Origin of the sequence: Peribacillus sp. FSL E2-0218, assembly GCF_037992945.1 — a bacterium.
GTDB lineage: Bacteria > Bacillota > Bacilli > Bacillales > DSM-1321 > Peribacillus > Peribacillus simplex_B.
In genome coordinates this window covers 4,139,414-4,162,376 of sequence record NZ_CP150304.1, presented here as the reverse complement: position 1 = coordinate 4,162,376, position 22,963 = coordinate 4,139,414, and the positions used below count along the sequence as shown (strand labels likewise).

The window sequence follows — 22,963 nt, the reverse complement described above, 5'->3', positions numbered from 1 at the left end:
AAGAAGGGATGAGAGGGATGGATCATATCTTTTGGTTGAAGAATGCACGGTTGGAATGTGGTTTCCAAAAAGAGGATGGAAGAGTGACGGGGACCATTACCGGCCTATTTCATCTGTTGATCGAGGATGGAAGGATCTCGAGAATGGTCAAGGATGGAGAGCCGGTTCCGAATGATGTGCCTGTCGAGGATGCAAAAGGGTTGCTTGTGCTGCCTTCGTTCATTGAAAAGCACGTACATCTTGATAAGACCTTGATGGGGGATGTATGGAGAGCGTGTACCCCTTCGTCCGGTGTCATTGAGCGCTTTGAAAATGAGAAAAAAGTGCTTCCGACCATTGCGACAAGCACACGGAAGCGGGCTGAGTCATTATTGGAAGTGCTTTTAGCTTCTGGCTCGGCGCATGTCAGGACTCATGTCGATATTTACCCCGAAGTTGGCTTGCAAAACCTGGAGCAAGTGCAACAGGCTTTGGGAACCTATTCCAACCGACTCAGCTCGGAAATCGTGGCATTTGCCCAGCACGGATTGCTGCGATCGAATTCCGTCAAGCTTGTCAGGGAGGCTTTGCGAAATGGAGCAGGAATCGTGGGGGCAGTCGATCCGGCAACGATCGATCTAGATATTGAAGCATCACTTGTGCAAATGATGGAGCTGGCAGTGGAAGCGAATGCCGATGTTGATCTGCATTTACATGATCCTGGTCACCTCGGTACGTTCACCATGAAACGTTTGGCCGCTTTAACCAAGCAAGCAGGCTGGGAGGGCAGGGTAGCCATCAGCCACGCATTCGGCATCGGCGACGTATCCAAAGCAGAAGCTTATGACCTGGCCGACATTCTGAGGGATGCCGGGGTTTCCATAGTCACAAGCGTGCCTATCAATAGGCAAATGCCGCCAGTGGATGTATTGCATGAAAGAGGCGTTGAGGTTGCAGTAGGGAATGATAATATCTTCGATGTATGGTCACCGCTGGGGAATGGTGACATCCTGGAGAGAGCTGGCAGGCTGGCCGAGCGTTTCAAATGGGTGGATGAAGTTTCCCTCGCTCAAACATTGAGGTACATAACGGGCGGAAAAACGCCGCTTGATGAACAAGGGAACCAGGTATGGCCGAAGGTTGGGGATGCGGCAAGCCTGGTGCTGGTTGACGCCAGCTGTTCTGCCGAAGCAGTTGCCAGAAGGTCTGAGCGAAGAGCGGTCATGTACAATGGAAATATCGTTTCCGGTTCACTTAGTAAACAAAAACGGCCCATCGACGTGAAGGGCTAACCCGAAAAAGGATTTCTGGATATTTCCGGATTTCCTTTTTCGTTTTGTGTCTGGAACACATGACGGGCTTCGTTTGCCATTCGTTTCAATCTCGTGTACTTTTACGTACTTGTGTTATATGCTTGGAAAGGAATTTCTTTTTGCTTTATTGGTTAATCAGTTTTGTCCGTAATGGTCCTATATGCTGTAAACGAAATAAAATGGAAGATGATTTTACCGGTTAACTACGCTCTTTATATTCCAAACTAAAGGAGCTAGGCGATAGCCATCATTCTTCAAAAAAACGGAACCGGAGCTTGCATTTTTCACGCACCGTTCCAATATTTTCTGCATGTGCACTATCATTCGGCATTCACGTTTATCAGCATGGGCATTCCCGTCGCCTTCCTTACCGGGAAGGATCCATGTATTAACCATAAGCTAGAAAAGTATCATGTTCAAAGGAGATGGAAGCAATGAAAAGTTGGGGTTCTTCCGTGACTCTATTTTCTTCTTTTCAATGGTTATTTTTTATTTTTGCCAATACGGTGGTCGTGCCGATATCGATCGGGGCAGCTTTTGATCTTCCCACCGATGTTACGGAAATGACGATGAGGAGCTCGCTCGTTTTCACGGGGATCGCCTGTGTGATTCAAGGGTGGAAGGGTCATAAATACCCTATCATGGAGGGGCATTCCGGACTATTGTGGGGAGTGATGCTGAACCTCGGGTTATCTGCGCCATCGATCGGCCTCAGTTATGTGGAGATAGGAGGGGGAATCGCGACTGGCCTCCTTGCGGCAGGTGTCGTGACCATGATCATTTCGGCCTTCAACCTGATTAGTTACGTCCAGAAGATTTTCACTCCAATGGTCATGACCGTTTACCTTTTTCTCCTGACCTTCCAGCTCATCTTCGTCTTCTTTAAAGGGATGTTGGGAATTACGGATGCGGGGGAAATTAACATTCCAGTCAGTTTCCTTTCATTGGGGATTGTCCTATTAGTAAGTATATTGAAGATTAAAGGCCCAAGGACCATTAGTAATTTCTCGATTTTGATCGGTATCATCGTCGGGTGGATTTTTTATGCGTTGCTCTTTCCATCTACGGGGGCCGGATCGGGGTCGGCAAGTGCTTCTTTTTCATTATTCCCGTTGGGTACGCCGAACCTGGAATTCGGCATCATAGCGATCGCCTTTTTTGCCGGCTTCCTGAATTTATGTAATACCTTCGCTTCGATCCAGGCTGCATCCGAGCTATTGGGGGAGGAAGCATCGAATAACCAATATCGCAAATCCATATTCATGACAGGCGGGTTCACCATTTTATCGCCATTGCTAGGCCTTGTTCCATATACGCCTTTCACCTCCTCCATCGGATTTCTGCAAAGCACTCAAATTTATGAGCGGAAACCCTTTTTACTGGGGGGCATGCTGTTGACCATAATCGGACTGATCCCTCCTTTTATTTCTTTCCTGGCAACGATGCCGATAACCGTTGGGAATGCAGTATTGTTCGTTGCGTACCTTCAATTGTTCGGCACGGCCTTCAACAGTGTCAAGGGGGAGTATTTCACTTCGGATACGATCTTCAGGCTTGCCGTACCAGTATTGATCGGCGTGAGCTTGATGAACGTACTTCCGGGAGCTTTCGCGAATATTCCATCGCTTTTGCAGCCGTTTTTAACGAATGGGCTCATCATGGGCGTCATAATATCGATCGTTCTGGAAAAAGCGGTAAACTGGAAGCGGTTTGAACAACTTCAGAACTAAGCTGTAGACTTCATAATTGAAATTCAGCATGAAAACCAGGGGGATTCCAGCCTTCTGGTTTTTTTAGCTTGGCTCCGGGAACCGGCCGTACGGTGAAAATAGGCTTTTGTATCAGTGACAATACCAACTCCCCTTACATATTTTGTTGGAGGGAGTACTTGACGTGGTTCGGACTCCCAGCCTATTACATTGTGATTTTTTCTGTAACGAAGCACTACCTTATTAATGACTATATGGAGGTTATATAAATGAATGAGTTTCAAAATCAACTTCAAATGCTGAATGTTGACGATTTTCAAGTAACCCAGCCGGTTCCATGGGAACAAAATCAACCACAGTATTCCATGGAGGATTCCCGTCTTATAGGTGTTGGCTGCTTTGGTTGTTTCTTGTGCTTTGGCTGCTTTGGCTGCGGCGGGTGCGGCGGACGTTGTGGCGGATGCGGTGGACGTTGCGGCGGGTGTGGCGGTCGTTGCGGCGGATGCGGCGGACGTTGCGGCGGGCGCTAATGGTTCGAATTTTCTTACGGTCCCTGCAGTGATAGTGCAGGGACTTTTCTTTTGGTTTAGACATAAGAGACAAATTGTCATACATAGGATGAAAGTGAAGTGATCAGAAGCAGAACTTAGAAAAGCTTCGGGTCAGGAGGTGCAAAATGGTCAAGTTGACCCCTTCTATGCGATTGAAAGTGAAAAGGGACACGTTTTTCTTCCCTGAACCAAACAAAGGTGTATATTTCAGGAATAATATAAGTTCGTTCACTATGGAAGGAAGCACGATCGTCCAGTGGATCGAAAAGCTGCTGCCGATGTTCAACGGGAACCATTCGCTACGAGAGCTGACGGATGGATTGCCTGGACCATACAGGAGCCGCGTTATGGAAATTGCCGAGGTGTTGTACAGGAATGGATTTGTTCGGGATGTAAGTCAGGACAGTCCCCATCAATTGAGCGATCAGGTTCTAAAAAACCATGCCTCCCAAATCGAGTTCCTCGAAAGTTTCGGTGACTCTGGCGCTAGCCGTTTTGAAGCTTATCGAAAGGGAAAGGCGCTGGCGATCGGCTCTGGACCGCTGTTCCTTTCCTTGGTGTCCTCGCTGTTGGAATCCGGTCTGCCCAAATTCCACGTGCTCATCACGGACACGGTACAAACTAATCGGGAGCGATTAAAGGAAATCGTAGCCCATGCGCGCAGCATGGATGAAGAAGTGGCGATAGAGGAGGTTGTACGAGGTAAGGATGCAAGCAAAGGCTGGCAGGAGGTCATCCAGCCATTCGATTCGATATTATATGTATCACAAGAGGGCGATATAGAGGAATTGAGGGAAATCCATTCAGTTTGCAGGCAGGCGGGAAAGGTACTATTTCCGGCTGTGGTCCTCCATCTGGTGGGCTTGGCAGGTCCGCTTGTCAGCCCACAATCCAAGGGCTGCTGGGAGGCAGCTTGGCGCCGTTTACATCAAACGGTGCTGGACGGGGATCAAGCATCCGCTTCGTATTCCTCGACGGCAGGGGCGATGCTTGCAAATGTCATGGTTTTCGAGTGGTTTAAAGAAGCCACAGGTGTCACGGCAGCAGAGCAAGATCATCAATTCTATCTGTTGGATATGGAAACTTTGGAGGGGAGCTGGCATCCGTTCCTGCCCCATCCTGGAGTGACGGGACACGGGGGCGCTAAATGGGTAAAGGATTTCGAAAAGCGCCTCGGGCAAGCGTCTGGCCGGGAGAAGCCAGGTCAAATGTTCATGCTTTTTGGCAGATTGACATCCAAGCAATCGGGGATTTTCCATAGCTGGGAAGAGGGAGACCTCAAACAGCTTCCGCTGGCCCAATGCCGCGTTCAGGTTGCCGACCCGCTGTCCGTCGGTCCGGCACTGCTTTTGCCTGATATCATCCGTTGTGAACTGACACATGAGGAAGCGAGGCGGGAGACCGGGCTTTCAGGAATCGAGGCCTACGTATCACGAATGCTCAGCCAGCATGTTGCGGCCCTTCCTCCCCTGTCTGGTTTGGGTGATATGAAGGGACCGATCGGAGTCGGAGCAGGGGAAACATTTGCTGAAGGTGTATGCAGGGGATTGCAAAGCTGTTTGGATGAGGAGTTCGGGAACCGGAAGTTCAACGAGGAGGCTCTTGTTCCGGTGCAGTTGACTGAGGTGGATGACGAGCGCTGCACGTATTATTTACAAGCACTGACCCGTCTGCAAGGTGAACCGATCATCGGCCTTGGCAGTGATGTATCCGGTTTTCCAACAGTTTGGGTAGGAACGAGCGATGGCTGGTCGGGAGCTGTCGGTTTGAATGTCACGCTCGGATTGCGTGAGGCGTTGAAAAAGGCCATCATGAAGGTCCAAAATCAAACCATTTGCCTTACCGCTTCAGATTTCGCTGCATCATCCGAGCATCCGGCAGAACGAGCAGCAGAAGACCTTTTGATTCCTGCATGTGAAGGGCCAGCGACTTCCGAATTGGTACGCTCCGCGATGCAGGTAGTGGAAGAGGGAGGAAAGCGGCTCTTCGTTTTCGAAGTGGAAACGGAAATTGTTTTGCAAGAAGAACTGGCAGGGGTGTTCGGGGTGTTTTTGCGAGAGGGGGAATCAGGGTGAAAGCTGACGTATCGGTTGTCGGGGAAGGCGTATTGGCCGACCAGATTCATCGGGACTTATCCGGCACATATCAGGTCCATCGCCTATCCGATTTCACGGCAGGAATTCCTAAGGACACCGCTTTGCTCCTGGTGCTGCAGGATGCCTGGGATCCCGCCGTCCATTTGAAGGCGGAAGAGATGGCAAGGTCACAAAACATTCCTTGGCTGAGAGGGTTCGTATCATTTGGAGAAGGTGTGGTCGGCCCGCTGGTGCGAGCGGGCATACCCGGCTGCTCCCAATGTGCCGACCTGAGGCAGCTCATGGCCGGGCGTGACCGAAAGGAAATGTGGGGCATCAAAAAGCAGCTCCTGGAAAATGGCGGGATCGGGCGGGATGCCGCAGCGTCGCGCTCAGGTCTGTTGCAGATGTCTCATTTGATTGGGGAGGAAGTAAGGAAGGCGATGGGCGGCGATCAACCCCGTTCTGAGGGGCGGGTGGCATTCATCCATCTGAAAACACTTAATGGGTCGTGGCATTCATTTTTACCTGATCCATTGTGTCCGGTTTGCAGTCAATTGCCCGATGACTCGATGAATCGGGCAAGGATATCCTTGCAGCCAAGCCCGAAAATCAGCCCCGGCAGTTACCGTACCCGTTCAATGGAGGACCTGGGTAAAGTTTTGGCCAGGGATTATTTGGACACTCGCACGGGTTTCCTCAATAGTAAAATGATAGACCTCATTCCGCCATTTGCCGATGTCAGTGTTAATTTGCCTTTGTTCATAGGCGATGAGGGGACGGCTGGGCGGACGCTTTCCTATGCAGCAAGCGAGATGACGGCCATATTGGAGGGACTTGAGAGGTATTGCGGAATGGAGCCGCGCGGCAAGAGGACCGTGGTGCATGACAGCTACAACAACCTGAAAGATCAAGCGCTTGATCCAATCAAGATAGGCGTTCACGCAGAGAAGAATTATGCACAGCCAGATTTTCCGTTTCAACCGTTCGATCCTGACCGCTCGATAGATTGGGTATGGGGATATTCGTTCATGCAGGAGCGGCCGATTTTGGTTCCAGAGCTGCTCTCCTATTACAGCTTGGGCTGTGGAAACGGGTTTGTCTATGAAACCTCCAATGGGTGCGCTCTTGGCGGCAGTTTGGAGGAGGCCATTTTCTACGGAATCATGGAAGTGGCGGAACGTGATTCGTTTCTGATGACATGGTATGCACAGCTTCCTCTTAACCGGATCGACCCCTATTCGGCCAATGATAAAGAGCTGGAATTGATGATAGACAGGGCAAAGGCAGCCGCCGGATATGATATCCAGCTGTTCAATTCGACGATGGAACACGGTATTCCGAGTGTATGGGCACTGGCGAAAAACAGGAAAGAAAGAGGATTGAATCTCATATGTGCGGCCGGGGCCCATCTTGACCCGGTCCGGGCGGTGAAAAGCGCGGTTTTCGAGTTGGCGGGCATGATGCTGACCCTTGACGAGAAGTTGGAGGAAGACAAGGAGGAAATCGAGAAAATGTTCCAGGACTCCTCCCTTGTACGGAAAATGGATGATCATGGCATCCTGTACGGTTTGCCGCAATCGGAGGCACGACTGGATTTTTTATTGAAACCGGAACGCCCCTTGCGGACGTTTGCTGAAGAATTCGGGGAAATCGAGAAACATCAGGACTTGACTGATGAACTGCAAACTATTCTTGAGGAGTTTCGCCGCTTGAAGCTCGAGGTGATCGTGGTGGATCAGACGACGCCTGAAATCGAGCGTAATGGATTACATTGCGTCAAAGTGCTGATTCCGGGAATGCTGCCGATGACATTCGGCCATCATCTTACACGGGTGACAGGACTTGAGCGGGTACTCAGGGTACCAATGGAACTTGGATATGTAAAACGGCCGCTTGCATTCGAACAGCTCAACCCGCATCCGCATCCGTTTCCATAAAGGTGGATTAAGGAGGTAGGGGGATGAGTTTAGAGACATTTCTTCATAATTTGCATTTTGACATTGAAAAGGCAAGTCCGCCTGATTGGGAAGTGGATTGGGATGATGCACCGCTTACGTTCAAGCTTTACCGTGACTTGCCACAGTTCCCATTGTCGCTGGAGGTTCCGCTTGCACTGGATGGATCCGCCAGGTTTTCGAAGCCTGACGGAAGCGTAATCGGCCATTTTCTTTGGTATGCCTATGGTCTTACCCAAATCAGCCAAGCGCAGAGAGCCTCGGATCCCGATGACCTGATGCAGTCATTCCGGCGCTTCCCCCCATCAGGGGGAGCGCTGTATCCAAGTGAGCTGTACGTATACTTGAAGACGGAGGAATTCCCGGACGGCGTGTACCATTATGATGCAGCCCACCATCGATTGGTGCTGTTGCGGGAAGGGAATTTTGATTCATATTTAATCAAGGCCCTAGGTGACCGCTTCAATGCATCCGCTTGTTTTGGCGCCGTATTTGTATCGACGATGTTCTGGAAAAATTTTTATAAATATAATAATTTCTCATATCGGCTGCAAGGTCTTGATGCTGGCGTGCTTATCGGACAACTGCTGGAAGTGGCAAAACGGTTCGGCATGAAGACGAGGGTGTGCTTTCAATTCCTGGATCGTGCCATCAATCATCTTCTTGGACTATCGGAGGAGGAAGAAAGCGCCTATGCGATGATTGCCTTATCGAAGGAACCAATAAAACTGGAGAAGGATGAGGATACAGGGGAGGATGCCACTGCGACCGATTTGTGTCTGGAATTGCCCCTTATCCGGCCGGAACACTATGTTCGATCGCTTGTGGTCAGGGATTTCCCGTTGTTAACGAAAATGAATGGAGCATCGATGATCGAATCCAGTCAAATGATTCGGCCTGTTGAAGCCAGGGAACAAGGGGAATGCGAGGGACATGTAATCGCCCTGCCTATCGTGAAGAGAATGTCCTATGATTTGGCATCGGTTTGCAAAAAGCGCTTTTCCCCGGAAATGGACTTCATTTTAGAAAAGGTAAGTCAAGAGCGGCTCGCCCTTCTCCTTCAAGAGGCAACAGCCGCGTTCACCTATCAAAATGACCTGGATGAAGACAATGAGCATCGCGTAACCATCTATGCAAGCTTATATAATGTAGAAGATATGGAGGATGGTGCCTACCTGTATGAAAGGACGACACATTCATTGAGGCTGATAAGGCCAGGAGATCATCGGGCTCGATTGCAGTGCGGAATGTCCCTCGATGTCTTGAATTTTCAGCAAGTCCCGATCTGCATCCATGTGGCGGGTGATCGGACGTACTTCAAGTCTCAGCTTGGATACAGGGGATACCGGATCCAGCAAATGGAGGCGGGGATGCTCGTGCAACGAATATTGTTGGCGGCATCTGCCCTCGGAATGAATGGGCATCCGCTGCTGGGGTTCGACGTCAATATGTGTGATGAGCTTTATAAGATGGGCGGATCTCAAGGGAAAACATCCCTGATCCAAATCCCGATCGGAGCGTACCGCAATCGCCCATGGCTTAAGGGGGGACTGCATAGCTAAACGAATGAAACGAAGGCCACCGTCCCTGTTTGGGAAGGGTGGCCTTCGTTATTTGGAGGGAAGTAAGATTCAGTGGGTGTCCGTTAATGCCTGCAAGGTTTTTTCCCTGATGCCGATCCTGTTTTTATAATCCTTTGAAACCAACTCGGTATAAAGTAAATCGAAAAGCAATAGGAGCGGCAGCAAGGGAGAGATGTTCTGCCCCATATGCATGCTGTTTTTGCTTGTGACCAATAACGATAGGTCACTTAACCGTGAGAGCTCGGAATTCTTATTGCCTGTGAAAACCAAGATCAGGGCGCCTTGCTTCTTGGCGATTTTCATCGCGCGGATGACCTCTTTTGTCGCACCGCTAATGGAAATGCCGATGACAACACTTTCCTGGTTGCTTAAAGCGGCATCCATCATCGACTGATGGGGGTCCGTTATCGCTTCTACAGACAGGCCGATCCTGAAAAACTTCGATTTGAACTCATGAGCGGCTATACCTGAGCTGCCAATTCCGTAGACATGTATCCTTTTTGCATTCGTAAGGAAAGAGACCGCTTTTTCGATATCCTCATAAGAAGTGATATGAAAGGTATCATCGATGATGCTCATGTGATCTTGATATAATTTCGCGAAATAATCGACCTGCTTGAGATCCTTCATATGTATCGGCGAATTGCGAAGGTCGACGAATCGTTTTAACTCATGCTTAAACTCATTGAAACCGGAAAAAGCTAATTTCTGGCAGAAACGAGTGATCGTTGCCGGCGAAATATGCAGTTTTTTGGCGATTTGACTAATGGTTAACTGACTCACTTCCTCAGGGCGCTGCAGAATATAGTTGGCTAATTCTTCTTCCGTCTTGGTGAATTTACTCATGCTGCATTCGATTCCATATATGAGGTTTTCTGCTAAATATTCCAAATGACCACCCATTCCAGGCAAAATAGATTCTATGTATAGTTTAATGTATCCAGGAAGGACGTCAATAACCGATATCTTTTAATGATGGCGATCGATCGTCAAACCTGTCATATTTCAGCCTGTTCAAACAAGGAAGGCGGATTTCTTGCTTGGAAGCGTTTTATTATACTGGACAAAACAATGAAGTTGTAGGAAGATATTCTAATGGAAATCAGCCAATTCAGTGGGTGGAATGAAAAAATACTCCATTTATCCGTATTTCCCGATGCCGTTTTCGCGAAAAGATGAGTGTATCATCCAAGGATAATGGGAGAAAAAAACCACTTAAATATTATTCCTATATAAAATTATAAAATCTAGTATAATTAGATTGTCCATTTCTCTAAGAATGAGGAAGTTGCGTTACGTACCTTCCGTGGGACTGGATTGGTTAAGGTTCACCCCAATAACGGAGCCAAGATTCCTTGTTTTCTGATCAATGAAAAAGATCGATTTGAAAGTGAATGATGGGGTGTTATAGTATTCCTTGGAAAACATTTTTGAGAAATGTATGGAGTTAGGGGAGTGTTGCATATCTGTTGTCCAAACTACAGGATGGTAGGGGAGCGGGAGCGAAAGAAAATAAGGCTCGTCCCAGGTTAGATGACGATGGAGCCAACCGTTCCAAAACTGATGTGATGCACAAATTGAAAAAATTACTTTTTAAAAACATGGGGGATCAAGGAATGATAGATGAGAAAGCAATCCGTATTGAGAAAGACTTTCTTGGTGAAAAGGCAATTCCGGCAAATGTGTACTATGGAATTCAGACTTTACGCGCTGTAGAAAATTTTCCGATTACCGGATACAAAGTCAATGAAGAGATGATTCGTGCATTGGCGATGATAAAGAAAGCGGCGGCGTTAGCCAACATGGACACAAAGCGTTTGTATGAGGGTATAGGGAATAGTATCGTGAAGGCTTCTGATGAAGTGATTGAAGGGAATTGGCATGAGTATTTCATCGTCGATCCAATTCAGGGCGGCGCCGGCACATCGATGAATATGAACATTAATGAAATCGTTGCCAATCGGGCCATAGAACTGATGGGGCACGATAAAGGCGACTATAGCAAAGTCAGTCCGAACAGCCACGTCAACATGTCACAGTCGACCAATGACGTCTTCCCGACGGCCATTCATATTTCGACACTGCGATTATTAGAGCGTTTACTGGAAACGATGACGAAGATGGGGTCCGTCTTTAAAGCGAAAGCGAAACAATTCGATCACGTCATCAAAATGGGCCGTACTCACCTTCAGGATGCCGTGCCTATTCGTCTCGGCCAAGAATTCGAGGCATATAGCCGTGTGCTGGAGCGGGATATAAAAAGAATCAGCCAATCACGCCAGCATCTATATGAAGTGAACATGGGAGCCACAGCAGTCGGAACCGGTTTGAATGCCGATCCGCGTTATATCGAAAACGTCGTGAAATATTTAGCTGAAATCAGTGAAATGCCGCTTGTTGGTGCAGAACACTTAGTGGATGGCACACAAAACACGGATGCTTATACCGAAGTATCGGCTGCCTTGAAAGTATGTATGATGAATATGTCAAAAATCGCGAACGACTTACGTTTGATGGCTTCAGGACCAAGAGCTGGATTAGGGGAAATCACGCTTCCTGCACGTCAACCAGGTTCATCGATCATGCCTGGAAAAGTGAATCCGGTCATGCCTGAATTGATCAACCAAGTAGCTTTCCAAGTAATTGGGAACGATAATACGATTTGCCTCGCCTCTGAAGCAGGTCAATTGGAATTGAACGTAATGGAGCCTGTACTCGTATTCAATTTATTGCAATCGATCAGCATCATGAACAATGCCTTCAACGTATTCACCGATTATTGCTTGGCAGGTATTGAAGCAAATGAGGAACGCTTGAAAGAATATGTCGAAAAAAGCGTTGGCGTGATCACGGCCGTCAATCCGCATCTAGGATATGAAGTCGTTTCACGTATCGCGCGTGAAGCGATCTTGAAAGGCAAATCCGTTCGCGAGCTTTGCCTGCAGTATGATGTGTTGACCGAAGCAGAATTGGATTTGATCCTAAACCCTTATGAAATGACGAAGCCGGGTATAGCGGGCGCTTCTCTTTTCGATCGGGAATAAGGAATAAGTGTAGAATGAGATGTTTCTTCGAAGAACTATGCCTTGAGTTAGGGGCATAGTTCTTTTTTCTAACGGAGCGGTCATGCCGTTAATTATAAGTGCCCGAAGACCACATATTGGCTTTTACTAGGAATGTCGGTGTTATTCGCGATTTTGCTGGTGCATCCATAAAATGTCCGCCTTCTTCATTCCCTTCCCTTAGGGGTTGTTTTAGTTAGGGATAACAGTTGTTGCATACAAAAAGAGATGGTATGAGTTTTACTCATACCATCTCTTCGTTTAACGTTTTTTTCAAGTTCGACGTATCCCATGACTCTCACTCATTGAATCGCATCGACGAATCTTTTAGTGATTTGCTGGGGCCTGGTGATGGCGCCCCCGACTACTACTGCATGTACGTTCATATCCAATACGGAACGCGCGATTTCCGGGGTAATGACATTCCCTTCAGCGATGACTTTTGCCTTTTTCACGGCGCTTACGATTTCCTTCAGCACAGCATAGTTGTCGTGATAAATTTTCTGGCCGCTCGTTTCGTTTGTATAGCCGTATAAAGTAGGCGCGACAATGTCGAATCCTAATTGGTCGGCGTATATGGCCTCCTCTTTGGAGGATACATCGGCCATGAGCAAAACATCTGGATATTTTGCCCGTATTTCATCGTAAAACTGCTTTAACGTTTTGCCGTCCGGCCGTACACGCGCAGTCGCATCGGTCGCAATGATTTCTGCTTTCGTTTCCATCAATGCATCGATTTCCGTCATGGTAGGGGTGATATAGACATCGTTTTGTCCATAGACCTGTTTAATGATCCCGATGACTGGCAGGTCGACATTTTTCTTGATCTCGATTATATCGGCTACAGAGTTAGCGCGAATGCATTTCGCACCGCCTTCCTTTGCGGCGACAGCCATGCGCCCCATGATGAAAGAACTGTGCAGCGGCTCATTCTCCAATGCCTGACAAGACACGATCAATCCCTTATGAATGGTATCCAGCACATTTTGCATGTGTAACACTCCCTTATCGTTTATCTATCCGCTTAGTGGCCCAAATACTCTTCCACTTCATTTTTGATGATCGTTACTTGTGGTCCGTAAACGATTTGAATGCCTTTTCCTTGTTTGACGACGCCCTTGGAACCGGTTTGTTTGATGACGTCTTCTTTTACCAAAGCTTCATCCTTTACCGTGACGCGCAAGCGAGTTGCACAGCAATCGACGATCTCGATATTTTCCTGTCCGCCCAAGCCCTCGACAATGGTCTCGGTTCTTTCCGATGCCGCCACTTGTTGCGAGACGGCTTGTTCCTCCTCTTCACGGCCAACCACTTTTAAGTTCTTTCTCTTGATCAAGAACTTGAACGTGAAGTAGTAAAGGAAGAACCATGGAATGCCCACTACTAGGACATAAATCCAATTAGTTTTACTGATCCCCTGGAGTATCCCGAATAAGGTGAAATCGATAAAGCCTCCAGAGAAGGTTTGACCGATCGTGATATTGAATATATCTGCCATCATGAACGCCAAGCCGTCGAATATGGCATGAAATACATAAAGGATCGGAGCGACGAATAAGAAACTGAACTCCAACGGCTCGGTAATGCCCGTTAAGAAGGACGTTAAGGCTGCTGAAAGAAGCAAACCGGCCACTACCTTCTTGTTTTTTGGTTTAGCACAATGATAGATGGCCAATGCCGCTCCAGGCAAACCAAACATCATCGTGATGAACCGTCCTGACATGAACCGTGATACCCCTTCATAGTACTTGGTCGTAGTTGGATCGGCCAATTGGGCGAAGAAGATATTCTGCGTTCCGCTTACAAGCTGGCCTTTGATCTCCATCGTTCCGCCTAAAGCAGTTTGCCAGAAAGGGAGATAGAAGATATGGTGAAGCCCTAACGGCCCAAGCATGCGCAAAATGAATCCGTAGAAGAAGGTTCCAATCGTTCCTGTGCTCGTTACCAGTGCACCAAGCTGGTTAATGAAAAGCTGGAAGTAAGGCCATACGACAAACAATAAGGCTCCGACCAGGATGGATGCGAATGAAACGATGATGGGGATGAAACGGGAGCCCCCGAAGAATCCCAATACTTGTGGAAGCTGAATTTTATTATATTTATTATGCAAAAATGCCGCGGTGATACCAACTATGATACCGCCGAACACCCCAGTCTCCAGTGTCTGGATCCCAACAGCCATTCCCTGTCCGGCACCAGCCAAATTATCCTTGGCAAGCTCCCCGGTTATTTGAAGCAGTGCATTGATCGAGCTATTCATCACGAAGTAGCCGATCATGGCTGCCAGGGCAGCGGTCCCTTTATCCGAACGCGCTAAGCCTACGGCGACGCCGACGGCAAAGATGACAGGCAAGTTGGCGAAAACGATATTGCCTGCAGAGCTCATGATCGTGAATATAGCCTGCAACCAGGCAAAATCCAAAAATGGATAAGCCTCAACTGTATTAGGATTGGAAAGAGCACCGCCGATTCCCAGCAATAATCCGGCCGCTGGTAAAACGGCAATCGGGAGCATAAAAGATTTACCGAACTGCTGCGCTTTCTCAAAAGCTTTCTTCATAAAACATTCCTCCCTTATTCATTGAGCCTATGACCCTCTTTATTTATTGGCTAAGCTATACTTGTATATTAATTCCCCATAAAAGCGTTTACAATAAGGAACCAAGAGATATCAATTGTTTTCAATAAGGAGCAAATTTCTCTGAAAACATTTTCAACACATGGACGGGCATGAAAATCAAAACGGGTAAAGACTTCCCAAAATAGGTAGGATCAGTGGATGTGGCTCGTTGTAAAGTTATATGAATATAGTGAAGGATCATAAGGAACTTACTGATATAATTCGGTTATTGGTATTTAAATGGTCGATTTTCAGGGATTTGAACATTTTTTCGTATCAAATCCGAATATTATCTTGTGCTATTGAAAAAAAGTATATATAATTACCTCAAATGATAGTTTTGGCAGGTGAAAAGTCATCTTACCGATAAACACTAATGAAACGAAGAAATTGCTTTCTCATATGTATAATGAGGTATCGAAGGAATTGTTCGGTTTTGGTACGACGGTGCTCAAGGTTACCGTTGAACTGAATGTGATCACATTTCAGGCCAAACATCGCCGTGCACCACGCTCCGAGGCTTTGGAGGGAGAAGTTCCCAGCCTGAAGCAGGAGGTTGATTTTCATATGTCACTGCTTTATAAAAAGAAATTGAGACAAAAACTGGAAACACAAACGGATTGGGAGATCGAAGCGGTCTTGAGGGATTATGACTCAGCAACGCAGCGGGCTTTCACCAATATTGTATTGAAGGAAACTATGTAATCCTATAAATGGATTTCGCTCCGGATATATCTGGAGCGAACGCCGCAAAAGTACCAAAATGATAAGTTTTATCTTTGTTTACAAAGAAAAGACAATCTTGGGTAGAATGCTAATTCTATTTAAGATTGTCTTTTTTTACATGTATGGCTGTAAAAAGGGAATTTTATACAATATAAAATTGGAGGGTTCGATGATGAAAAAAATAATTAGCTTATTCATGATGTTCACAGTGTTCACACTAGTTTTAGCGGCTTGCTCCTCAAAGGAGGAGGGAAAGGAAAAACCGGCCAAGTTAGTCGTTTCGACTTGGGGATTTGCCGATGATTTCTTCCGCCCTGAGGTCTATGAGCCTTTTGAAAAGGAGCATAATGTCAAGATCGTCGTCGATTCAGGAAATAATGCAGATCGATTGAATAAGGTACGCCAAGCAAATAGTGACGTGGATGTCATCTATTTATCCGATTATTATGCACAGCAGGGGATCGATGAAGGGTTATTCGAAAAAATCGATGCTGCAAAGGTTCCGAACATGAAACAGATCTACGACCAAGCGAAGGCCCCGAATGGCGCCGACTATGGTCCGGCCTATACGATTGCCCAATTTGGGATTGCCTATAATCCCGATGAAGTGAATGCACCGATTTCCTCGTGGAAAGATCTTTGGAGCAAGGATTTGAAAGGGAAAATCACGATTCCATCCATCACTTCAACGACTGGCCCGATGTTTTTGGATGCGGCTTCGAAAGTAAGCGGAAGTAAGGAATTCAATGAAGATAAGGCCTTTGCCCAAATGAAAAAGATCATGCCGAATGCGGTAAAAGAGTACGGGCAAACATCCGAGTTCGTCAACATGTTCTCGCAAGGGGAAATCGCGGCTGGCCCGATCATGGAAATGTATTTCGGTGATTTACAGGAAGCCGTCCCGAATGCGAAGTTCATTGCTCCGAAAGAAGGCGGATACGCGGTCATGAATACGGTGAATATCGTAAAAGCCAGCGATCAAAAAGAATTGGCTGAAGAGTTCATGAATTACATCTTAAGCAAGGAAGTACAGGAAAAATCAGCGAAGGCGAAAATCGACTCTCCTGTCAATACGGAAGTGAAGCTGTCTGAAAAAGAGGCGAAAGGCTTAACATATGGTGAAGACGTCATTAACAGCCTGCGTGTCCTGGACATGAAGTTCGTTAATGAAAACTCGAAACAATGGATCGATCGTTGGAATCGTGAGCTTGCACACTAAGAATGGAATGAGGTTTGATGAATGAAGAAAAAACTGATTCTCGATGTGGATACTGGAATAGATGATGCAATCGGGATCATTCTCGCCGTGAAAAGCCGTCAATTCGACATATTGGCGATTACAACCGTAAACGGCAATGTATCACTTGATACGGCCACTCTTAACACGTGCAAGATACTCGATATGCTCGGCGAACAAGACATTTCAGTCATAAAGGGCGCAGATGCCCCCCTCATCAGGCCCTCCTTTTTTGAGCATAGGATCCATGGGGAGGATGGGATAGGGGGCGCCCTCGCGAACGTCCCCGTTACGAAGCAGCCTGATGATGGGTTTGCGGCTGATTTCATCATCAATTCCATTTTGAACTTTCCGGAAGAAGTGACGCTGATCATGACGGGACCGCTTACGAATTTGGCACTTGCGGTGAAGAAATGTCCGCAAATCACCCAGCTGGTGAAGGAAGTCATTTTCATGGGCGGAGTTGTACAAGGGGGCGGCAATGTTACGCCGACCTCTGAATATAACGCATACGTCGATCCGGAAGCAGCCAAAATCGTCCTGCATGCAGGGTTCCGATCGATCACCCAGGTCGGTCTCGATGTCACGAGAAAGGTGCTGCTGAGCGAGGCGCATATCCAAGCAATTCAAAATCAAGAGCTTGCTGACTATATAAGCGAAAGCACATCAGACTATCGGAAAAGGTATTTTGAGCGGAATGGTGTTTGGGCATGCGCCATGCATGATCCATTGGCGGTTGGCGTCGCTTTGCAAAAAGATCTTGTCACGACAAAAGAATATTATGTAGATATAGAAACAAAAAGTGAGATTTGTGATGGACAGATGGTTTGCGACTTTCAGGACCGGCTGATGAAGCCTGCGAATGTGCATGTTTGTCTGGATGTCAATGCAGAAGCGTTTTTCGACCTGTTCATTCGCACCATCCATTCATAAATCAAACGATCAGGGGGCTCCGAGGTGAAAAAACGCTATTTATACCTGCTGCTGTTGCCAGGGTTACTTTTTTTGACGGTTTTCATGATCATTCCCATCTTTTTGACGATAGGGACGACATTCATCCATGACAATGGTTTTTCGATACAAGGATATCTGGATTTTTTCAAAGATCGATACTTTATTGAAATCCTGCTCACGACACTTAAGGTGAGTCTGTTCACGACGATCCTTTGTATTCTCTTAGGTTTTCCAGCAGCCTATTATATTTCGAAACTAAAACAACGAAAAAAAGCGATCATGCTTTTGCTGACGATTTTTCCGCTCCTGACGAGCCCGGTCGTCCGCTCATTCAGCTGGATGGTGATCATCGGTAAAAACGGTGTGGTGAATAAATTGCTTATGGGCATCGGCTTGATCGACAAGCCGCTTGACATATTGTATACGCCGACGGCGATCATCATCGGCTTGGTCCATTTATTCCTGCCTTTGATCATCGTAACGCTGGTAGGCGTAATGGAAAACATCGAGACCGATTTATTGAAGGCGGCGGAGAGCCTTGGAGCTTCACGGCTGGCCGTGTTTTCAAAGGTGATCATCCCGCTTTCCGTTCCAGGCTTGGTCATTGGCAGCATCCTCGTTTTTGTAGGAAGCTTCACGGCGTATACGACGCCAGCCTTATTAGGCGGGAAGCAGCGAGTCATTTCGACATTTCTTTATCAAAATGCCATAACCTTGAATGAGTGGCAGGTGGCATCGATCGTCGCGACGATCATGATTGCCGTAACCGTCCTTATCATCTCGATCATGAATGGTTTGGCAAAAAAATTAAATCCAAAGGGGTAGAGGTGTATGCAGGAAAAAAATCGAGGATTGGCCCTGTTTACTCTCCTGGTGTTTCTCTTTTTACTAGGGCCTTTACTGATCATATCCGTTACGTCATTCGAGGGCGGAAATATTTTGAAGTTCCCGCCAGAAGAGTTTTCTTTAAGATGGTATGAAAATATTTTCAAGGTGGACATGTTTTTAGTCGCATTCAAAACGTCCATTCTTGTTTCGCTTGCCGGCAATCTATTGGCGCTATTACTGGGAGTTCCGGCTGCTTATGCATTAAGCAGAGTTGATTTTAAAGGGAAGTCCCTCATTAATGCGTTTTTCGTTTCGCCGATCTTAGTTCCGGGCATCGTGCTTGGCTTTGCGTTTTTGCGTTATATTGTGGGAACGTATCAGCTTCCGATCCATGCGGCCCTGTTTGTCGGGCATACAGTCATCATGCTGCCGTTCATCATCCGCGTGATTTCCTCAAGCCTGTCAAACTTCGACTTTTCCATCGAAGAAGCGGCCGAGAGTCTTGGGGCAAGTAAGCTGGGGACATTCTTCACGGTCGTCCTCCCGAATATAAAATCAGGAATCCTGGCAGCCGTGATGATTGCCTTTTTGGAATCCTTCAATAATGTGGACATTTCCGTTTATATGACGGGTCCTGGAGTTAGCACGTTCCCGATTCAGATGCTGACGTATGTAGAGAATTATTTCGATCCGACCATTTCGGCCATTTCCGTATTGCTCATGTTCATAACGGCATTCTTCATGTTCATGGTTGAACGGCTGATGGGCTTGTCTTATTTCACAAAACGATAAAGGAGGTAATGATGGATGGCGTTATTCACTTTACAAGATGTATCTGTAGCCTATAACAAACAGAATATTTTAAAGGACTTCAACCTGGAGATTGAAAAAGGGAAATTGGTCTCCCTCCTTGGCCCGAGCGGCTGTGGGAAAACGACGACCCTGCGTTTGATCGCCGGCTTTTTACAGGCGAACGAAGGAAGATTCTTATTCAAGGATAAGGATTATACGAAGGTTCCCGTCAACAAGCGGAACTTTGGCTTTGTATTCCAAAACTATGCTTTATTCCCGCATTTGTCGATTTTCGATAATATTGCCTTCGGTCTGCGCCTAAGAAAGAATTCAAAGGCTGAAATTGAAAAAAAAGTAATGAATGTGCTCGAAATCGTAAATTTAAAAGGATTTGAAAAACGATATCCCCAAGAGCTTTCCGGCGGGCAAAAGCAGCGGGTCGCGATTGCGAGGGCGCTGGTGATCGAACCTGATATCCTCTTGTTTGACGAGCCATTGAGCAACCTGGATGCGAACTTAAGGGTGAATATGCGGGTCGAAATTCGCCGCATCCAACAGGAACTGGGGATTACGACGGTTTATGTTTCCCATGATCAGGAAGAATGTTTTTCCATATCCGACCAAGTGGCGATCATGAATAAAGGGGTCATCGAGCAGCTGAGTGATCCTGCGACCATCTACAAATATCCTGAAACCAAATTCGTCGCGGATTTCATCGGCTTCAAGAACTTCATTGACTTCGATAAGCGGACGGATCATGACGGTAAAATTGTTCTGAATAAATCCGGCTACTCCTTCGTATTGGATAAGGATGCCCGGATGGCCAATCATGCCGGGAAAATAGGCGCGATCAGACCGGACGATCTGTTGATCAGGGAAAAGGATGATGCCGCAGCCGTGCAGGAAAATAGTGTATCCGGGCGAGTCAAGGTAAGCACGTATCTTGGAAGAAGCTATCAATACGTCGTTGAAACGCCAATAGGGGATTTCATCGTCAATAAGGAAATGACGGAATCCTACCGGATGGGTCAGGAGATCGTCCTTGAAGTTCCGAGAAGCCAGATGGTGCTTGTCGATTAGGTTAGGGGGGGAAGTTATGCGAATGGATATGCTTATAAAAGATATCAACATTTTCAACAGTTACTTTAAGAGGTTCATGAAAGGGAACGCGGCCATCAAGGACGGCAGGTTCTATTATATTGGAGCTGGGGAGCCGGATGCCTTCGCTGCCGATCGGATTCTCGATGGAAAGGGGAAGTATCTGATCCCTGGACTGATCGATATCCACCTGCATATTGAAAGCACGATGGTGACACCGGCCACGTTTTCCTATGGCCTCATCAAGAATGGCGTGACCACAATCGTGCCGGAACCGCATGAAATGGCCAATGTCTTCGGTATTTCCGGAGTGAAGGAAATGATCAAGGCGAGTAAAGAGTGTGTCGCGGATATGTTTTATGCCATCCCGAGCTCCGTCCCTGCGACATCGATGGAAACGACGGGCGGTTCCATCGAAATTTCCGACATGGACGAATTGATGCAAACCGAGGATATTATCTGTCTCGGCGAAATCATGAATTACTATGAGGTCATCTCCGACCCCGAATGCAAAACGAATAAAATCCTGTCCCACATCCGCTCCCATTATCCAGATCTGATCATAGAGGGGCACGTTCCAAAGCTGCTCGACTTGGACTTGCAAAAAATCATTCATGCCGGAGTGGATTCAGATCATACGCACCAGACCGTTGAAGGGTTGGATGCGCGGATCGCTGCCGGGATGTTCATTGAGATACAAGAGAAATCGATGACTGAAGAAGTGATGGATTATTTGAAGGAAAATCAAGTGGATGAGCATTTCTGCTTCGTCACCGATGACGTCATGACCGACTCTTTCCAAAAAAGGGGGCATCTGAATGTCCTGTTAAAGAAAGCGATCCAAATGGGCATGTCCCCGGAAAAAGCGATATATGCTTGTACGTATACACCGGCACAGCGGATGCGGATGCATGATCGCGGCGCAATTGCCCCTGGAAAGGTGGCTGACTTCCTGCTTATCTCGGACTTGCAAAGCTTTGACATCGAGCAGGTATATAAAAACGGCGAGCTCGCTTATGATTCGTCACAGCCTTACGTGCAGGAAGCAAGCGGCAAGCAATTTCCGGAACACTTCTATCAAAGTGTGAAGCTTGCGGACCTGAGCGAAAACGATTTTCACCTATCTGTACCGGATGAGCAGGGACAAGCTAAGTGCCGGATCATCAATGTGCAGAATGGTTCCACCTTCACAAGTGAAACACATGATTGGCTCACGATGGAGAATGGTGAATTATGTTGGGAAGAAAGCCCCTACGGGTTGATTGCCACCTTCGAACGGTATGGGAAAAACGGCAACCGGGCCCACGGCCTGATCACCGGCGATGTTTTGAAACGGGGAGCGGTTGCCACCACCTATTCACATGATAACCATAATCTATTGGTGATCGGCCGCAATAAGCAGGACATGGTGATGGCCGCTAATGAAGTCATCAGGAACCAAGGCGGCGTCTGCAGTGTCCATGACGGCAAGATCCTCTCGATGATTCATCTCCCAGTGGGGGGGATCCTTTCCGAAGAACCGATGGACATCGTATCGGAACAAGTCGAGCGACTGACTGACTCGCTTAAATCGTTAGGCTACGAACATTATAATGTCATCATGTCATTAAGCACCTTATCGCTCCCAGTCAGCCCGGCCCTGAAAATAACGGACCATGGATTGATCAACGTAAATGAAGGGAAAGTAGTCCCTCTCATAATAATATAAGAAAAGGGATTATCCGAAGGTGGATAATCCTCTTTTCCTATTTAATGTTGAGTATGATTTCAAAAAAATGGAAATATATGATAAGATAAAAGGACAACTGAGGATAGAGTGGTAGGTCACATACTTTTCCATCTAATTATGGATGGGAAGGAGGTGACTGCATGATTCATTTCTTATTGAACATCATGATAGATATGGGTAAAGAGATCGTTGTTGCAGTAGCAACCAGTCTTGTCCTGTCTATGTTCGCCAAGAAACGGAAAAAGAACCACTCATCCTCCCAAGATGGCAATGGTTCTTCTTCTGACGATTAAATTAAGTTAGTTGTGACCAACCACTCTTGCTAGTTGTCAGCCTCATGTTAGCGCATGGGGCTGTTTTTAGTTTATGACAATATAAGGATAACATACCCCGATTTTAAAGTAAATATTCAGACATTGAAAACAGAAGTTGAGGACCCGGATCCATTTTGTCGTCATCATTCATAAAAAAAAGATTTGTGCTTTGCTCGTGAATTCGGGAGCCTTACTCGCGAAAAACGTGCGTTTACTCGCCAATTCGGACCCTGGCCTGCCTGACTGGCGAGCTATTAAAGTGCTCGATAAATAAATGCGGGCTATCGAGACTACAAAACGCCCAAACACAATTGTGCAGTCTCCCCATTGGGCGCAACGTAAAGAACCATGAAATTATACCTTCAAAAGTCCATTCGAAAATAGTTTGACTCTTTCTTACTAATATGGTATGTTAGTTCCAATTCTTAGAAAAGG

At 46.9% G+C, this 22,963-nt stretch carries 18 protein-coding genes; 15 read left to right on the top strand and 3 right to left on the bottom strand.

Going from position 1 to position 22,963, the window contains the following annotated elements:
- The first annotated feature begins 17 nt into the window (after positions 1-17).
- From MHI53_RS19920 to MHI53_RS19895, 6 genes are all read left to right on the top strand, one after another.
- Entirely contained in the window at positions 18-1,271 is a 1,254-nt protein-coding gene (locus tag MHI53_RS19920; RefSeq protein WP_340372060.1) for an amidohydrolase, read from the top strand.
- Between the two features lie 455 nt (positions 1,272-1,726).
- Positions 1,727-3,022 carry a uracil/xanthine transporter gene (locus MHI53_RS19915; RefSeq protein ID WP_061140864.1) on the top strand — a complete coding sequence of 432 codons (1,296 nt, stop codon included), beginning with the start codon at positions 1,727-1,729 and terminating at the stop codon, positions 3,020-3,022.
- Between the two features lie 248 nt (positions 3,023-3,270).
- Entirely contained in the window at positions 3,271-3,531 is a 261-nt protein-coding gene (locus MHI53_RS19910; RefSeq protein WP_081092299.1) for a hypothetical protein, read from the top strand.
- A 146-nt stretch (positions 3,532-3,677) separates the two neighbouring features.
- Positions 3,678-5,627: a putative thiazole-containing bacteriocin maturation protein gene (locus tag MHI53_RS19905; protein WP_340372059.1), complete on the top strand. Its 1,950-nt coding sequence runs from the start codon at positions 3,678-3,680 to the stop codon at positions 5,625-5,627.
- The gene (locus MHI53_RS19900; RefSeq protein ID WP_340372058.1) at positions 5,624-7,567 is read left to right on the top strand and encodes a TOMM precursor leader peptide-binding protein; all 1,944 of its coding nucleotides are present in this window, start codon (positions 5,624-5,626) and stop codon (positions 7,565-7,567) included. Before MHI53_RS19905 ends, MHI53_RS19900 begins: the two co-directional genes overlap by 4 nt.
- Before the next feature lie 23 nt (positions 7,568-7,590).
- Positions 7,591-9,147 carry a SagB family peptide dehydrogenase gene (locus MHI53_RS19895; RefSeq protein ID WP_340372057.1) on the top strand — a complete coding sequence of 519 codons (1,557 nt, stop codon included), beginning with the start codon at positions 7,591-7,593 and terminating at the stop codon, positions 9,145-9,147.
- A gap of 69 nt (positions 9,148-9,216) precedes the next feature.
- Here MHI53_RS19895 and MHI53_RS19890 read toward each other — a convergent pair whose 3' ends face one another.
- Positions 9,217-10,059, bottom strand: coding sequence for a MurR/RpiR family transcriptional regulator (locus tag MHI53_RS19890; RefSeq protein WP_061140859.1), 843 nt, complete (start codon positions 10,057-10,059; stop codon positions 9,217-9,219).
- A 725-nt stretch (positions 10,060-10,784) separates the two neighbouring features.
- Here MHI53_RS19890 and aspA point away from each other — a divergent pair.
- Positions 10,785-12,212, top strand: coding sequence for an aspartate ammonia-lyase (gene aspA, locus MHI53_RS19885; protein ID WP_061141061.1), 1,428 nt, complete (start codon positions 10,785-10,787; stop codon positions 12,210-12,212).
- Positions 12,213-12,532: 320 nt separating this feature from the next.
- Here aspA and MHI53_RS19880 read toward each other — a convergent pair whose 3' ends face one another.
- Together MHI53_RS19880 and MHI53_RS19875 are read right to left on the bottom strand one after the other, a co-directional pair.
- Positions 12,533-13,222 (bottom strand): N-acetylmannosamine-6-phosphate 2-epimerase, encoded by a 690-nt coding sequence (locus MHI53_RS19880; protein ID WP_340372056.1) that lies wholly within the window; start codon positions 13,220-13,222, stop codon positions 12,533-12,535.
- Positions 13,223-13,254: 32 nt separating this feature from the next.
- On the bottom strand, positions 13,255-14,790 hold the full coding sequence (locus MHI53_RS19875; RefSeq protein ID WP_340372055.1) for a maltose/glucose-specific PTS transporter subunit IIC: 1,536 nt from the start codon (positions 14,788-14,790) through the stop codon (positions 13,255-13,257).
- Positions 14,791-15,207: 417 nt separating this feature from the next.
- On the opposite strand from MHI53_RS19875, the gene MHI53_RS19870 reads away from it, so the two are divergent.
- The 8 genes from MHI53_RS19870 to MHI53_RS19835 all read left to right on the top strand — a co-directional run bounded on the left by MHI53_RS19870 (position 15,208) and on the right by MHI53_RS19835 (position 22,507).
- A complete protein-coding gene (locus MHI53_RS19870) occupies positions 15,208-15,555 on the top strand; it encodes a hypothetical protein (protein WP_061140849.1) in 348 nt (115 codons plus the stop codon).
- A 193-nt stretch (positions 15,556-15,748) separates the two neighbouring features.
- Positions 15,749-16,795: an ABC transporter substrate-binding protein gene (locus MHI53_RS19865; protein WP_340372054.1), complete on the top strand. Its 1,047-nt coding sequence runs from the start codon at positions 15,749-15,751 to the stop codon at positions 16,793-16,795.
- A 21-nt stretch (positions 16,796-16,816) separates the two neighbouring features.
- Entirely contained in the window at positions 16,817-17,746 is a 930-nt protein-coding gene (locus tag MHI53_RS19860; RefSeq protein WP_061140847.1) for a nucleoside hydrolase, read from the top strand.
- 24 nt (positions 17,747-17,770) lie between these two features.
- Positions 17,771-18,592 (top strand): ABC transporter permease, encoded by an 822-nt coding sequence (locus tag MHI53_RS19855; RefSeq protein WP_340372053.1) that lies wholly within the window; start codon positions 17,771-17,773, stop codon positions 18,590-18,592.
- 6 nt (positions 18,593-18,598) lie between these two features.
- The gene (locus MHI53_RS19850; protein ID WP_340372052.1) at positions 18,599-19,387 is read left to right on the top strand and encodes an ABC transporter permease; all 789 of its coding nucleotides are present in this window, start codon (positions 18,599-18,601) and stop codon (positions 19,385-19,387) included.
- Between the two features lie 15 nt (positions 19,388-19,402).
- Positions 19,403-20,467, top strand: a complete 1,065-nt coding sequence (locus MHI53_RS19845; RefSeq protein ID WP_340372051.1) for an ABC transporter ATP-binding protein — start codon at positions 19,403-19,405, stop codon at positions 20,465-20,467.
- A gap of 16 nt (positions 20,468-20,483) precedes the next feature.
- The gene (locus MHI53_RS19840) at positions 20,484-22,193 is read left to right on the top strand and encodes an adenine deaminase C-terminal domain-containing protein (RefSeq protein ID WP_340372050.1); all 1,710 of its coding nucleotides are present in this window, start codon (positions 20,484-20,486) and stop codon (positions 22,191-22,193) included.
- A 161-nt stretch (positions 22,194-22,354) separates the two neighbouring features.
- Entirely contained in the window at positions 22,355-22,507 is a 153-nt protein-coding gene (locus MHI53_RS19835; RefSeq protein ID WP_155645369.1) for a hypothetical protein, read from the top strand.
- The last annotated feature ends 456 nt before the right edge of the window (positions 22,508-22,963 follow it).